The organism is Moorena sp. SIO3B2 (genome assembly GCF_010692525.1).
Classification (GTDB): Bacteria; Cyanobacteriota; Cyanobacteriia; order Cyanobacteriales; family Coleofasciculaceae; genus Moorena; species Moorena producens.
In genome coordinates, this window is the sequence record NZ_JAAHHE010000164.1 from 1 (window position 1) to 14476 (window position 14476).

General features: G+C 44.2%; 13 protein-coding genes and 1 pseudogene. 11 read left to right on the forward strand and 3 right to left on the reverse strand.

Annotated features, from left to right (window positions below):
• The first annotated feature begins 240 nt into the window (after positions 1 to 240).
• The 6 genes from F6K38_RS25310 to F6K38_RS25335 all read left to right on the forward strand — a co-directional run bounded on the left by F6K38_RS25310 (position 241) and on the right by F6K38_RS25335 (position 8689).
• Entirely contained in the window at positions 241 to 435 is a 195-nt protein-coding gene (locus tag F6K38_RS25310; RefSeq protein ID WP_137985501.1) for a hypothetical protein, read from the forward strand.
• Positions 432 to 2216: an ABC transporter substrate-binding protein gene (locus F6K38_RS25315; RefSeq protein ID WP_287254087.1), complete on the forward strand. Its 1785-nt coding sequence runs from the start codon at positions 432 to 434 to the stop codon at positions 2214 to 2216. Before F6K38_RS25310 ends, F6K38_RS25315 begins: the two co-directional genes overlap by 4 nt.
• Positions 2217 to 2847: 631 nt before the next feature.
• Positions 2848 to 3612 carry a nickel pincer cofactor biosynthesis protein LarB gene (gene larB / locus F6K38_RS25320; protein ID WP_287257281.1) on the forward strand — a complete coding sequence of 255 codons (765 nt, stop codon included), beginning with the start codon at positions 2848 to 2850 and terminating at the stop codon, positions 3610 to 3612.
• Positions 3613 to 3684: 72 nt separating this feature from the next.
• Positions 3685 to 4314 carry an IS607 family transposase gene (locus tag F6K38_RS25325; protein ID WP_287268004.1) on the forward strand — a complete coding sequence of 210 codons (630 nt, stop codon included), beginning with the start codon at positions 3685 to 3687 and terminating at the stop codon, positions 4312 to 4314.
• Complete coding sequence (locus F6K38_RS25330) at positions 4301 to 5401, forward strand: RNA-guided endonuclease InsQ/TnpB family protein (protein WP_502709597.1); 1101 nt, start codon at positions 4301 to 4303, stop codon at positions 5399 to 5401. Before F6K38_RS25325 ends, F6K38_RS25330 begins: the two co-directional genes overlap by 14 nt.
• A 567-nt stretch (positions 5402 to 5968) precedes the next feature.
• Positions 5969 to 8689 (forward strand): ATP-binding protein, encoded by a 2721-nt coding sequence (locus F6K38_RS25335; protein WP_287357857.1) that lies wholly within the window; start codon positions 5969 to 5971, stop codon positions 8687 to 8689.
• A 186-nt stretch (positions 8690 to 8875) separates the two neighbouring features.
• Here F6K38_RS25335 and F6K38_RS25340 read toward each other — a convergent pair.
• Positions 8876 to 9085 (reverse strand): annotated as a pseudogene (locus F6K38_RS25340) (SDR family NAD(P)-dependent oxidoreductase); the annotation flags it as partial.
• A gap of 3 nt (positions 9086 to 9088) precedes the next feature.
• Here F6K38_RS25340 and F6K38_RS25345 point away from each other — a divergent pair.
• From F6K38_RS25345 to F6K38_RS25360, 4 genes are all read left to right on the forward strand, one after another.
• The gene (locus F6K38_RS25345) at positions 9089 to 9229 is read left to right on the forward strand and encodes a hypothetical protein (RefSeq protein WP_287255735.1); all 141 of its coding nucleotides are present in this window, start codon (positions 9089 to 9091) and stop codon (positions 9227 to 9229) included.
• Positions 9230 to 9289: 60 nt separating this feature from the next.
• Positions 9290 to 9436, forward strand: coding sequence for a hypothetical protein (locus F6K38_RS25350; protein WP_287357860.1), 147 nt, complete (start codon positions 9290 to 9292; stop codon positions 9434 to 9436).
• Positions 9437 to 9598: 162 nt separating this feature from the next.
• Positions 9599 to 9784 carry a hypothetical protein gene (locus F6K38_RS25355; RefSeq protein ID WP_048815379.1) on the forward strand — a complete coding sequence of 62 codons (186 nt, stop codon included), beginning with the start codon at positions 9599 to 9601 and terminating at the stop codon, positions 9782 to 9784.
• A 457-nt stretch (positions 9785 to 10241) separates the two neighbouring features.
• Positions 10242 to 10493 carry a hypothetical protein gene (locus tag F6K38_RS25360; RefSeq protein WP_008191693.1) on the forward strand — a complete coding sequence of 84 codons (252 nt, stop codon included), beginning with the start codon at positions 10242 to 10244 and terminating at the stop codon, positions 10491 to 10493.
• Positions 10494 to 10548: 55 nt separating this feature from the next.
• On the opposite strand, the gene F6K38_RS25365 is transcribed toward F6K38_RS25360, so the two are convergent.
• A complete protein-coding gene (locus F6K38_RS25365) occupies positions 10549 to 10965 on the reverse strand; it encodes an ATP-binding protein (protein WP_008191695.1) in 417 nt (138 codons plus the stop codon).
• 3 nt (positions 10966 to 10968) lie between these two features.
• Positions 10969 to 12663, reverse strand: coding sequence for a SpoIIE family protein phosphatase (locus tag F6K38_RS25370; protein ID WP_044495852.1), 1695 nt, complete (start codon positions 12661 to 12663; stop codon positions 10969 to 10971).
• 97 nt (positions 12664 to 12760) lie between these two features.
• Between F6K38_RS25370 and F6K38_RS25375 the strand changes: the two genes are divergently transcribed.
• Positions 12761 to 14353 carry a Na+/H+ antiporter gene (locus F6K38_RS25375; RefSeq protein WP_008191700.1) on the forward strand — a complete coding sequence of 531 codons (1593 nt, stop codon included), beginning with the start codon at positions 12761 to 12763 and terminating at the stop codon, positions 14351 to 14353.
• The last annotated feature ends 123 nt before the right edge of the window (positions 14354 to 14476 follow it).

Genomic DNA, 14476 nt, shown 5'->3' on the forward strand with positions numbered 1-14476 from the left:
CCTCTCGGTTGAACCTCTGAACCTCGCGGTTGAACCTCTGAACCTCGCGGTTGAACCTCTGAGCCTCGCGGTCGAACCTCTGAGCCTCGCGGTTGAACCTCTGAGCCTCGCGGTTGAACCTCTGAGCCTCGCGGTTGAACCTCTGAACCTCGTGAGGTAGGGAACAGGGAATAGGGAACAGGGAACAGTAATTAGAAGGGAACAGGGAATAGGGAACAGGGAACAGCGAGCCCTTGGCTGGTGCGTTACGGGGCGGGCTGTCCAAACACTGAGTACGAGGTTGAACATCAGGGCAAGCCCGCCCCTAACGCACCCTACTGGACTTGGTATGCTAGTACAGAGTTGATTATCGTAGTTCCCGATTCCCGACTCCCGATTCCCGATTCCCGATTCCCTACTCCCTACTCCCTACTCCCTACTCCCTTTCTTACATGACCTCTGCTAATTCTCTTGTGCTTCTCTGGTATCGTTGTCTAGGAATTTTCCTGGCTGTGAGTTTTGCGATCGCACTCCCTGGCTGTAGCATCAGCCAATTTGAAACCAAGGCAGCTCACGTTCCCCGCATAGTCCAGAGTATTCTCAGTGACATTAACACCTTTAACTATGCCCTTAACCAAAGTGCCACCAATATTTTTGGTCTTACCTTTCAGGGTTTAATAGACACTGATGGGATAACCGGGGACATAATCCCGGGTTTAGCGGAATCCTGGCAGATTTCCGACGATAAACTTAAAATCCTATTTACCTTGAGGGAGGGGCTAAAGTGGTCAGATGGTGAGCCTTTAACCACTGATGATGTCGTCTTTACCTACAATGACATCTACCTCAACCCAGAAATTCCCACTGATTCTAGAGATATCCTCCGGGTTGGCAAGAGTCGAGCTTTACCAACGGTCAAGAAGATCGATCAGCGTCGGGTGGAATTTGCTGTCCCTGAACCTTTTGCGCCCTTTCTCCGCAGTACTGGCTTACCGGTCTTACCCGCTCATGTCCTGCAAGAATCCGTGAAAACCAAAGATTCAGAGGGTAATCCTAAGTTTCTGACCATGTGGGGGGTAGATACAGATCCAGAGGATATTATTGTCAACGGCCCTTACAAACTCAAACTCTACCGCACCAGTCAGCGGGTGGTTTATGACCGTAATCCCTACTACTGGAAAAAAGATGAACAGGGAAACCAGCAACCTTATATTGAGCGGGCGATCTGGGAAATTGTAGAATCAACGGATTCATCCTTTATTCAGTTTCGCTCCGGCGGATTAGATGCTCTCGGTGTATCCCCTGAATACTATTCCCTGCTGAAGCAGGAGGAAAAAAAGGGTAACTTTACCATCCACATCGCTGGTCCTACCCTCAGTTCCAGTTTTATCTCCTTCAATCTCAACACCGGTAGCCGGGATGGAGAGCCTTTAGTAGATCCAATTAAGTCCCGTTGGTTTAATACTCTCGAATTTAGACAAGCCGTTGCCTATGGCATAGACCGGCAAACCATGCTGAATAATTTATATCGGGGGTTAGGTGCGCCGCAATATTCTAATTTACCTGTGCAAAGCCCCTATTATCTGTCACCAGAAAAGGGGTTACCAGTGTATGACTATAATCCCGACAAAGCCAAGAAATTACTCTTAACAGCGGGCTTTAACTACAATGACGAAGGGGAACTGCTCGATAGCCAAGGTAATCGAGTCCGTTTCACCTTAATGACTAATGCTGGTAATAAGCTGCGAGAAGCCATGGGAGCACAGATTAAGCAAGACCTCAGTAAAATTGGCATTCAAGTCGATTTTACTCCCATTGCCTTCAATACCCTAGTAGACAAACTCGGCAATAGCTTAGATTGGGAATGCCATTTGCTTGGTTTTAGTGGCGGTGGCTTTGAACCCAATAATAGTTCTAATGTCTGGTCTGTAGATGGGGGATTGCACAGCTTTAATCAAAAAACCTTCCCTGGTCAATCCCCGATCCAAGGTCGTAAAATAGCCGATTGGGAGCAAAAAATAAGTGACCTTTATATCCAAGGCGCTCAAGAGTTAGATGAAAACAATCGCAAAAAGATTTATCAAGAAGCCCAACATATTAATTTAGAACACTTGCCTTATATTTATCTGATTAATCCTCTCGCCATGACCGCAGTTCGTAATTCCATAGAAGGGATTCAATATTCCGCTCTAGGAGGCGCATTCTGGAATATTGATGAACTGAAAATTTCAGAATGATAACATTGGGAATAGGGAGCAGGGAGCAGGGAGCAGGGAATAGGGAAAAGGGAATAGGGAAAAGGGAACAGTAGGAAAGAATTAGGAGGAGTTTTTGATGTTATGATCAATCAGCATTGGGTTTCATGATCTATTTAGAAATACTATATAGCGTTTCTTGCATGTGTAAGGTACACTTATCAACCTCAAAGTCCCCCTTTTTAAGGGGGATTTAGGGGGATCCCTTGGGTACATCTCATTTTTGGTGTTTGACCCCGTGGTGCGTTACGGGGCGACTGGCTACGAAGTTGAATATGATGGCAATCCCCCCCTAACGCACCCTACGCACTTATCAACCTCAAAGTCCCCCTTTTTAAGGGGGATTTAGGGGGATCCCTTGGGTACATCTCATTTTTGGTGTTTGACCCCGTGGTGCGTTACGGGGCGACTGGCTACGAAGTTGAATATGATGGCAATCCCCCCCTAACGCACCCTACGCACTTATCAACTATAAATCGTAGCTCAACCGGAAACATTAAATATTAAACCGGATAACCTTAAACCTAATAACCTTAAACCTAATAACCTTCAACCTTAAACTAAATAACCAGATAACCTTAAACCTTCAACCTAATAACCTGATAACCTTAAAATGACTCAACCCGAAGCATTAAAATCTCTACTGGAAGCAGTTGCGGCTGGTGACCTTAGCCCAACTGTTGCTCTAGATAAACTGAAGGATTTTACCTACGAAGAAGTCGGTGATTTTGCCAAAATTGACCACCACCGCACCTTAAGAACTGGATTTCCTGAGGTAATTTGGGGAGAGGGAAAAACCCCTGACCAAATTGCTCAGATTATGGCAGTAATGCGCCAGCAGAATCCAGTAGTAATGGCCACACGGATTACACCAGAGGTGGCAACGGAGCTAGAGTCAAAAGTCCCAGAGTTACAGTATTATTCCACAGCTCGAATTTGTGCGATCGCACCATCTCAGCTCGAACCTAAGTATGCCGGTATCATTAGTCTAATTTCTGCGGGCACATCCGATTTACCAGTAGCTCAGGAAGCCGCAGTAACTGCTGAATTATGTGGGTTTCAGGTCAAGCGCCTTTGGGATGTGGGGGTAGCTGGTATCCACCGCTTGCTGAATAATCGACAGGTGATTGCCGAGGCCGATGTCTTAATTGTCGTAGCTGGGATGGAAGGAGCATTACCCAGTGTGGTAGCTGGCATGGCCGATTGTCCAGTTATTGCCGTTCCTACTAGTGTCGGCTATGGAGCCAGTTTTGGTGGTATGGCACCCCTGTTAACCATGTTGAATTCTTGCGCACCAGGCATAGGAGTAGTAAATATTGATAATGGCTTTGGTGCTGCTGTCTTAGCTGGAAAAATTCTTAGGAGGTGTAACTATTAGCCAGATATATTACTAAGCCTTAGCAAACCTTACTAAAGTTAAGTATACTAGATTTAGTAAGGTTCACGGTCAATGAAAAAATATGTCACTCCAAAAGAGGCAGCCGAGCACCTCGGAGTCTCGATCTCAACTCTTAGGCGGTGGGACAAAGAGGGGAGACTCGACAGTATCAGGACAAAAGGGAATCAAAGGCGGTTCTGTGTCGAAGGAGAAACTCCGCAGATTAAGCCCATTGTCTGCTATGCAAGAGTCTCTACCTACTCCCAACGGGACGACCTTGATCGACAAGCTGAATTTCTACGGTCAAAATACCCAAACGCTGAAATTGTTTCAGAAGTTGGATCAGGACTCAATTTTAAGCGGAAAAAGTTCCTCAAAATATTGGAACGAATTTACAGCTGTGATCTCTCAGCATTTGTCGTTGCCTACCCAGACAGAGCCGTCAGATTTGGATTCCCATTACTTGAGTGGTTATGCCAAAAAAGTGGAGTCAAGCTCGTGGTTCTCAATGAACGCAAACTCTCCCCAGAACAAGAGCTCGTCGAAGATATCCTGTCCATCCTCCACTGTTTCTCTGCTAGGCTTTACGGACTCCGAAAATATCAAAAGCAAGTCACGCAAGCGGTACAAGATAAAACCCCGGAACCAGACGATGAAGTTGACACCAAACAGTGTCTTGAGGCTCAGGGTGTTTCCATCTAAAGAGCTTCACAGGGTTTGGAAAACTTGGCTTAATGCATATAGATGGATTTACAACTGGTCGATCGCTGCTATCAAAAACGGCTATCAAGGTAGTACTTATGACCTACAAAAACTGGCTAGAAAATCTGATAGACCAGAGTGGGTAAAAACCCTACCAGGGCACCAATTACAAGAAGCTGTTGCCGATGGGATCGATGCCGTTAAACAAGCCAAGGTCAATGGAGGTTTTGCCAAATTTAAATCCTGTCGGCAGATCACTCAAGTAATCAAATTCAAAGTTGGAGACTTCAAAAAAGGTTATTGGTATCCCACCAAAGTAAAAGGTCTGTCCTTTCGTTCACCTCAAGGTTTTCCCGATGAATGCATCTACGGTACTCAATTAGTTTGGGTTAAAGGCAAATGGTACGGCATTTTTCCCGAATACATTGAACCTACTCCCACCAAACAGGATAAAGTAATAGCTTTAGATCCAGGTATTAGGACATTCCTTACTGGCTTTGACGGCAAAAATTACCTAGAGATAGGCTCTGGGGATATTGGTCGGGTTCAAAGACTTTGTCAGCAACTAGATCGGTTGATGAGTCGGATTGACTTAAGCTCTGCGAAAAGACAGAGACGAGCAATGAAAAATGCTGCCCATCGCTTACGCCAAAAAATTCAAAACCTAATTAAAGACTGCCATAACAAGTCAGCTTCTTTCCTGGTTAGTAATTACAAGCTTATATTTTTGCCAACGTTTGAAACATCTCAAATGGTAGTAAAATCAGCTAGGAAATTAAACAGGAAAACAGCTCGCAATCTGCTTACCTGGAATCATTATAAGTTTCGCCAGCACTTAACTCAAATGGCGGATCGTCATGAGGTGAAGGTTGTCTTGGTTAACGAATCTTATACCAGCAAAACTTGCCCAGAATGTGGTCAAATTCACGAAAAATTAGGCGGCAGTAAAAAATTCCAATGCCCAAAATGTGGCTTCTCTTTACCACGGGATTGGAATGGCGCGCGGAACATAATGATCCGCGCTTTGTCGGCAACAACCACCAGGTTTTCACCTGGTGCTATACAGATCATTCCTGCTGATGGGTAGGTTTAGAGAGGTTAAATGTTGCACCAGGTGCCATCTATCCTAGAATGGATTGGAAAAGTTACAGCTGCTCTTCCAAAAGGCGCAATTAGCGGATAAACTAAGGTTGCTCTCCTGAGCTTGTGGTGATACTATATAGCAGTTCTTAATTGGGTGAGTGTAAGTATTCAGCCGTCAGCTGTCAGCTGTCAGCTGTCAGCTTAAAATAAACCTCGTTTGCGTAGTAAATTTTGAGTAGGGTGCGTTAGGGGGGCTCGCCCTAATTTGCCTCCTCGTAGCTAGCGTTGGAACAGCCCCCCCGTAACGCACCACCGGTTAAAATAGCTTCTAGGAGATGCACCCATTTAAAGTCTGGGGAAAAGCCCATCTAAGTATATGCGCTACGCGCACGCTACGCGAACAGTAGTCAGCCGTCAGCTTATTTTATTCAAAAGCTGTTCGCACCTCAAGTAGGGTGGCCACAGGTCTTGGCTGATAGCTGATAGCTGATAGCTGATAGCTGATAACTGAATGCTGATAGCTGAATGCTGATAGCTGAATCCTTACAACGTAACTGGGAAGAAAGCCAACATGACTAGTGCAACTGTTCGGAAAAATCCTTATATTAGAAGAAATCCTTACATTGTTGGTCGTCCCATTTCTGAACCAGAATTATTTTTCGGTAGACGCAACAAGTTTGAATTCATTGAGGACAACCTCCAGCAGGGCGTACAGGTAATTTTGTTCCATGGTCAACGACGTATTGGTAAATCCACTGTACTTAAACAAATTCCCAATTTTGTTGGGCAAGATGAATTTGTGTTTGTTCAGTTTGATCTACAGGACAAAAGTCAGTTATCCCTTAGCCGTGTTCTATACAGTTTAGGACAAGCTATTATTAAACAAATTCAGCTAGAATCTGACCCTATTAATCTACCAAGCATTACGGAATTAGAAACCAATCCGACTCTTTTTGCAGATAGCTTTTTACCAAAAGTCTATAAAGAATTAGGGTATAAAAAGCTGGTGTTGTTGCTAGATGAATTTGATGTGTTGAGTAGTAACTATTATACCTCAGAGCTTGCTTCATCAAAGGAGTCTTCATCTGAAACGTTTTTCCATTATTTAAAATTTCTAATCGAACAAGATCAGCGATTATTTATTATTCCGTTTATAGGACGGCAACTGGATGATATGCCCAAGTTGCTGGGATTATTTAAAGGTGCTCCTAGCCAAAAAGTTGGCTTGCTCAGTGAACGAAGTGCCACAGAGTTAATTACTGAACCAGCTAAGGGGTCTTTGACCTACGAGTCGGAGGCAATCGATGCTATCTTAGCATTAACATCAGGTCATCCCTATTTCACTCAGGTCCTATGTCATGCACTGTTTGCTCAAGCTAGAACTGAACAAAAGTGGCAGGTAACTCGTGATGATGTGACTAGAATTGTTGATGATGCCATTGAAATTGGTGAAGGAGGATTAACCTGGTTTCGGGATGGATTACCGATTCTGGAACGAGTGATATTTTCCGCAGTAGCAGAGGCTCAAAAAAAAGCTGAAAGAAATCCTAATCAGGTTGTGCAAGACCCGTTGAGTTTACTGGAAGAATATGGCGTTACCATCACCGAGTCTTTGACTCAAGCTAGGGAAAAACTGCTTAAATTAGGTTTCTTAGGGGTCGTAGAAATAACTGATCAAGTTTCATCCTACAACGGAAAATATTACAAAGTAGAAATAGAATTAGTCCGCCGCTGGTTAGTCCAACGTTACCCATTGCGGCGAGAGATATTGGAATTGGAAGACCTCGATCCAGAGGCTAAGGCTAGTTATCAACAAGCAATTGAACGAAATGCTCAGGGGGTGAAACCCTATGAACAGGTTTTGAAAGCCAATCCCAATCACTTTAGTGCTTTATTCGAGATCGCAAGGATATATTTGGAAGGTGACGTATTTGATAAAGCAGTGCAATGCTATCAGCGAGCATACCTAGTTGATCGAGTCCGGAATCAGGATGGATTAGTGCGATCGCATTTAGGTTATGCACAACACCTGATGGAAGTAGGGGAAGTTATCCTCACAACGCAGCAATTGAAGCAAGTGCTAACCATAGAGCCAGATAATCAAGAGGTTTATAAGCTCTTTAACAAATTAAACAATCCTTTCGTTGTAGGCGCACCAGTTCCCCCAGACCGTTTTGTGGGACGAAAATCTCTCATTGAGACTGCCTTTGATCAAATATATAACCGCAGTAACTTAGCGATTTGGGGTGGCCCAGGGATGGGAAAGACCTCTTTCCTGGAACTCCTGGCTTCCCCGGACGTTTGGCAAGAGTATGGAGAAGAGCCATCACAGGCGGTGATGGTGCTATTCAGTTGCGAAAGTATCCAACCGTTTACAGCTTCCGGGTTTTGGCAAGAAGTCCTAATTGAGCTGATGGATAAATTAGATAGTGAGCCAGACCTTAAGAGTGACATTGAAACATTGCTCGACCAGGGAAAAGCAACTGCCAGGGGGATGCGCCAAGTATTGGGGCAGCTTGGGAAACGAAACAAGTTCTTGGTGTTGCTAGTGGATGACTATGATGCGGCTTTGCGAGAAAACCCGCACTATACTCAAGCTGACATAGAAGTCTTTCTAAGTGAGTGTCGCAGTATTGCCTATCAATCTCGGGAGAGGGAATATCTATCAATGATTGTCACCTCACTCAAACGTTTCAATGAACTTGGACCGAGTCTAACCCCAGATCAATCCCCGTGGTACAATCACTATCTGTTTGTGGTACTTAGGCCATTAACGGAGACTGAAGTGGATACTCTGCTACAAGGTATTCCAATCACACCAGCATTACGGGATGTTATTCAAAACATGGCTGGTGGACATCCCGCGCTGCTACAAATTGCTGGTTCTTTGCTATTTAGAGAATTAAGAACTGGGAAGTTACCTGATACTGAAACCTTTGCCAAGGAGTTTGAAAGTCAAACTAGACATATTTTTCAAGATATTTGGCAACGGTGCAGGGATGTCGAGCAAGGTCTGTTGATACTGATGGCTTGGTCGAAGTTGAAAGGTAGTCTGGAGCAAAAGATTACTGTTGACTTAAGTGATATTGACTTAGTTTTTAGCCAACAAGAATTAGATTTATATTCTCTCGAACAACAAGGTTTGATTATGAGGAATCAAGACTTAGAGAAACCAGTCTACTTATTTAGGTCATCAATTATGGAGCAGTGGGTAATTCATAAAATTCAGACTAGCGATAAAGCATCATTAGAAAAATGGGAGACTATTTTGCTTAAGCTAATCAACCCTTGAGGAGTTACTATAGCGAAGGGAGTAGGGAGTAGGGAGTGTGGGGAGATGGGGAGATGGGGGTATCGGGAGTCAGATCAGTTTTCCCGATTCCCGATTCCCGATTCCCAATTCTAAATTCTAAATTCTAAATTCTAAATTCTAAATTCTAAATTCTAACTTCTGACTTGCGCGTAGCGCTATATAACCTTACCAATCACATGGTTTATAGTCTTTCAGGAACACCCCATAGAGGCGCTCTCCTGCTAACCCGCGCACAATGGGATCATAAACCCGTGCAGCGCCATCAATCACATCAAGTGGTGGACGAAATCCTTGCTGACGGAGGTATTCACGCACAGGATGAGGCTTCTCGTCTGTAATCCAACCCGTGTCAACACTGGTCATATAAATGCGATCGCAATGCTAACTGCTATTACCGAGTCTTGCATCGAAAACTGGGATTTGGTAGATGAGTATGGTATCGACAATGATGATATTGCTTGTGAATTAAATACTGTTTGGTGCGAAACAATTCTCAGTACAGATATAGCTAAATCATAAAAAGTAGACTTAGAAGTAAATTTTGACTTTTGGCAAAACGAGTGGGGTAGCTATTTTGACATGGCGAGGGCTGCTTTACAGCAAGGTTGGGACTATCCACCATTACAACAGATACTTCAAGGAAATATTACTTCGACCAGTTTATGGGAAGGATTTCCCCCAGATTACGCTGAGGATTTAGCTTTAATTAGACTACAAATTTTATAACGACAACAACGCTACGAATAATATCTCTATTTAGCTCAAGCAACAGGGCTTTTAATCAAGTATTTGATCATGTTAGTTCGTTTAGAGGTTGTCTGAAAAGTCTCATTTGCTACATCCAAGCCCCCGTTGGTCCCCCAATTTTGGGGGACTTCTACCAGCAAATTGATTCTTGTTCCCCCCAGAATTGGGGGGCTAGGGGGGCAAAATTCAGTATCAAAAAACTTTTCAGATATCCTCTTAGAACGGGTTGACCTCGCCATGAAAGCTGCACGGTCACAAATGACCATAATGGAACAAGCTTTAGCCCTTGCTACTGCCTTAATTAACGAACAAAATGCTCAAATATAGGCTTTATAAATTGCTGATATTGGATTAAAATTGCCTGAAAATTGTCAATACAGGTTAAGTTATTTTACAAGTTAAATAGCCTTCAAATTAGGCGATGATTGTTTAGCAATCCCAGCAAAAGTAACAGCGTTTAAAGCACAAAAAAATTTTTCAGATTATCGCAAAATATAAAAATTAGCAGGAGATAATTGGTCAACGATCAAGGAATAATTACTAGAAGCTTTAGCAACTTATGAGAGCTGGGGTGAATAAAAAGTTAAAGTTGATATTTATAGCAGTCGCCAGGGCAGTTAGGACATGACAAAAGTCTCAAAGCTAAGTATAGCAATAGTTTTAATTCTGACTTCTGACTTCTGACTTCTGACTTCTGCTATACCTCTATGAAAGATTAGTTGATAAAGCGATCGCTACTCTAGATAATAGTTATTATGATTCCGATGGACTGACTCACAGGGTTATGGATGCAGCCATAGAAATCAATCCGGATTGGGTAATTCGTAATGCTTGTCGTCGCGCCGAGTCAATTATGGATGCAGGAAAAGCAAAATACTATTATGAAGCAGTAGAATGGCTGAAAAAAGCCCGTGATGCTTATCTTGCCTCGGGGAGAGAACAAGAATGGTCAGATTACCGTACTAAATTAATAACTGTTCATGGCCGAAAACGCAAACTAATGGGGTTAATTAAATCCTATTTATTATTAGGTTAATTAACAATTGCCTTTTGAATTTAGCAACGCCCCAAATAGCTTTTCCGCTACTGGGCTACTTGGCTAACCTGACTTGCAACTCCAGGCAATTCCGACCATTGACCTGTAAGCGATACTCCACCCGATCCATTAGTCGATGGATAATTAGCCAGCCATAGCCATTTTCCTGTAAATCATCTGGATTTGGTTCTGTATAAGTGGATGGATCAAATCCTTGACCATAGTCCCAAATCTCCAGAGCAATATCCCGTTCTTTGAGTTCTAGGCAAATCAAGACCGGTAAATTCGGCTGATCGCGATGAGCATGACGAACTACGTTAGAGTAAGCTTCCACTAACACCAATCGCAAACGATTGGATAGACTAGGCCAATCAACACGATTTCCGAGTTCAACCTGCAAAATCCCTAGAAACCAGTTTTCGACAATGCTCAAAAACTTCAGGTCACTCGGTATCTGTAGTTCTGTTTTCATCCACTACAATACCTCCAGAGATACTAGGGTTTGGTCGTCTTCCTGAATCGGGTTGGTACGCTCTCGAATCCGAGCTAATAAATGACTCAGGTCAAAGGGAGCAGGTTCCTGAAGCAGAAGCTGCCAAAGACCCGATGACTCAAGCCTAGAGCTGGTGCTGGTTGACCCATGGGATGAAGAACCTGTCACTGGATTCACTGGATTCAGGGTTGCTTCCGTAATTCCATCACTTGTTAGTAGCAGGATGGTACCTGAATTTAATCTTAAATGTCCTGACTCCGCCTGCCAATTTGGCAAAATGCCCAAGGGAATACCCCGAACCTGGAGGTAAGTCGGCTCTGGAGTTTTTGACTCTGAGTGTTGTTGGACTACTTGGTGATGAGACCAAACCATAGGATAGCTATGACCAGCATTAGCATAAACCAACTGTTGCTTGTCAGGGGTATAACGAGCCAAGACCAGGGTAATAAAACAGTTGGTATGATAGAGGTCATCTGACATGGTGTGGTTAAGATTTTGGATCACTGTTTTTGGGTCTGGGGATGTTTCTTGAGCAAGTTCCCGTCGTAACATCGACATGGCACTGGTCATAAATAAGGCAGCAGGTACCCCTTTACCGGACACATCTCCAACTGCTAGCCATATATCTCCTTGGGGATGAACATACACTTCAAAAAAATCCCCACCAACCTGTCGCGCTGGGGTGCAGTGAGCTTGCACTCGCACCTGTTCCATCTCTGGCCAACTCTGACGCAGCAAATTATTCTGAATCTGGCGAGCTACATCTAGTTCATCCCGCATCTGCTGAGCCTGTAACTGGGTGCGTTGGAGTAGTTTTGCCTGAGAAATCGCTAACGCTGCTTGTTTAGCAACGGCTTCTATCAGCTGGATATCTTCTTTATTCCAAGACCCCTCACTCCCTTGCTGGTAGAGACACAACACCCCTAAGATCTGTTGTTGGTCTGGTAAGGGAACGATCAACTGCACCGAATTCTGATCATCCCTTGTTTCTTGCCACGACTTAGTCTCGGGTTTATCTAATACCTGTTGTATCATCAAATCAGTATCAGGGATATGAGGTGTCTTGCCATCCCCAGAAACCTTGTAGGTGAAACATTCTGGTGTGAGTTGGTTGAACTCTACCGGTCGCAGGATACAAGCCGTAGCATCAAAGGCTTGACCCATGGTGGTCACTACCTTTTGCAGTAGATTACTATAATCTAGGGATTCTCGAATTGCCGTTGTCACCATATTGAACAATTCTTCCCGTCGTAAGGCCCGAGAAAGTTCCCTGGTTCTTTTTTTTAGCACTTGGTAAGTTTCCGCAGCTTGTCGCACCACTGCTTTTAGTTCCTCACCCTGCCAAGGCTTTGTGATGTACTTATAGACCTGACCTGAGTTAATTGCTGCCACCAAATCTTCTATATCTGTGTAGGCAGTCAACAGGATGCGAATCGTATCTGGAAAAGGTTCTACTGTCCTGCTCAAGAATTCTGTGCCATTCATCCCTCCTAGGCGCTGATCTGAGATAATAATCGCCATCTCTCCTTCGGTGTCCAAAATATCTAAGGCGGTTATGGCATCATTAGCTCTGAATACTTGAAATTTTCGGCGGAAGGTTCTGTAAAGTAGATCTAAGTTGTCAGACTCATCGTCTACTACCATCAATTTCAGTTTGCCTTGATTTCCCTGACTCATCAGTAATTGTGGTTTGGTAAGGGGAAAACCGAAAACCCCTGTGATTTTAGGCATGGGCAGGAGGCTTTCCCCTTTGAGTTTAGCTTGGAGTTTCTGTATGTCCCTAGAGTCCACTGTTGGCGAAGTCGCCATTAAGCAAAACCTCGAACAGTTTCTCCTAGTGCTGTCGGTGTCTTTGAGTGTGGCAACCCTATCTCGAATTTTTTCCTGGTTCCGTAAAATTCCTTACACCCTATTACTGGTAATTGTCGGGTTAGCCTTGGCCTTTGTGGATGTCCGACTGGTTAACTTATCACCAGAACTGATTCTGGAAATTTTCCTACCCCCCCTACTCTTTGAAGCCGCTTGGAATATCCGCTGGCGCGACTTACGACGGGATTTGGTCCCCGTGAGTCTATTTGCGATCGTTGGGGTGATTATTTCCGTAGTTGGCATTGCCTTTGCCATCAATCAGCTGACAGGACTACCCCTGACCATTGCTTTATTGGTTGGAGCCAGTCTTTCTGCCACTGACCCAGTTTCGGTTATTGCCCTATTTCGGGAATTGGGTGCGGACAAACGCCTCAAAACCCTGATGGAGGGGGAAAGCCTATTTAATGATGGGGTAGCAGTGGTTGCTTTTAGTTTATTAGTCGGACTACCCCTAGGACTAGAAGAATTTTCCATTGCCACTAGTGTTGCCCGTTTCTTAGGGTTTGTGGGGATTGGGATTGGCATCGGTTGCATCATTGGTTTTGGCATTTCCTACGCCACCCAACGCTTTGATTTACCCCTGGTGGAGCAATCCCTGACCTTGGTTTCTGCTTATGGCACTTATTTAATTGTGGAGGAACTAGGGGGATCCGGGGTGATTGGGGTAGTGACCGTTGGGGTGATCTTGGGCAATTTTGGCTCCCGCATTGGTATGAACCCCCGTACCCGGTTGATTGTCTCTGAGTTTTGGGACTTCTTAGCCTTTTTTGTGAACTCGATTGTCTTTCTACTGATTGGTGACCAAATAAAGATAGCTAGTTTAGGGCAAAATATTCACTTAATTGGGGTTACTATCTTGGCTGTACTACTGACCAGAGCGATCGCAATTTATGGTTTGGGCGCATTCAGCAATATCTTGGCCAACTCTCAAATTGGTTGGCGGGAACAAACCGTCCTATGGTGGGGTGGCTTGCGAGGTTCCGTTTCCATTGCTCTGGCCTTAAGTGTGCCAGTTGTCTTAGAAGGACGACAAGATATTATCGAAACTGTGTTTGGCGTGGTACTGTTTACCCTGCTAGTCCAGGGGTTAACCACTCGATGGTTTCTCGAAAAGTTAAATTTAATTGGTGACCAACCCCTACGTCAGCAATATTCTGAAGTTCTTGCCCGTCGCATCGCCCTGAATCGGGTCAGAAATTATCTTGAAGAGGGCTTAAACACCACAGAAATCGATTCCGACCTGTGGCGCTATCAAACCAAACTTATCGATTCCCAACTGACAACGATTAACGATGAAATTGAGGAGTTACGGAGTAAGCACCCTGAACTCCAAACCCTTGACCTTGAGCAACTTCAAGAAACAATGTTAGATATTGAAGCTGATACCTACGCCGAATTTATTCGTTCTGGACGGCTCAATGAAAACCTTTCGCCGATTATGCAGCAGGTACTTATTGATGCAGATCAGAAAACTATTGATATTGAGAGTGTTACTTGACACTCCCCGCCCTGGAAGGACGGGGATTCTTGTTTCAACGAGGTGACTTGTTATCCCTTGCCGGAGCCAGGAAAAATAGAGGTCTCCTCTCCCCAAGCGTAGTTGGTCTTTGACCTAGGTTTC

Coding starts and splice junctions, on each gene's coding strand:
- F6K38_RS25365 (WP_008191695.1), bottom strand. CDS start 10,965: ATGAAAACAGAACTACAGATACCGAGTGACCTGAAGTTTTTGAGCATT.
- F6K38_RS25360 (WP_008191693.1), top strand. CDS start 10,242: ATGGATGCAGCCATAGAAATCAATCCGGATTGGGTAATTCGTAATGCT.
- F6K38_RS25325 (WP_287268004.1), top strand. CDS start 3,685: ATGAAAAAATATGTCACTCCAAAAGAGGCAGCCGAGCACCTCGGAGTC.
- F6K38_RS25375 (WP_008191700.1), top strand. CDS start 12,761: ATGTCCCTAGAGTCCACTGTTGGCGAAGTCGCCATTAAGCAAAACCTC.
- F6K38_RS25335 (WP_287357857.1), top strand. CDS start 5,969: ATGACTAGTGCAACTGTTCGGAAAAATCCTTATATTAGAAGAAATCCT.
- F6K38_RS25315 (WP_287254087.1), top strand. CDS start 432: ATGACCTCTGCTAATTCTCTTGTGCTTCTCTGGTATCGTTGTCTAGGA.
- larB (WP_287257281.1), top strand. CDS start 2,848: ATGACTCAACCCGAAGCATTAAAATCTCTACTGGAAGCAGTTGCGGCT.
- F6K38_RS25370 (WP_044495852.1), bottom strand. CDS start 12,663: ATGAGTCAGGGAAATCAAGGCAAACTGAAATTGATGGTAGTAGACGAT.
- F6K38_RS25345 (WP_287255735.1), top strand. CDS start 9,089: ATGCTAACTGCTATTACCGAGTCTTGCATCGAAAACTGGGATTTGGTA.
- F6K38_RS25350 (WP_287357860.1), top strand. CDS start 9,290: ATGGCGAGGGCTGCTTTACAGCAAGGTTGGGACTATCCACCATTACAA.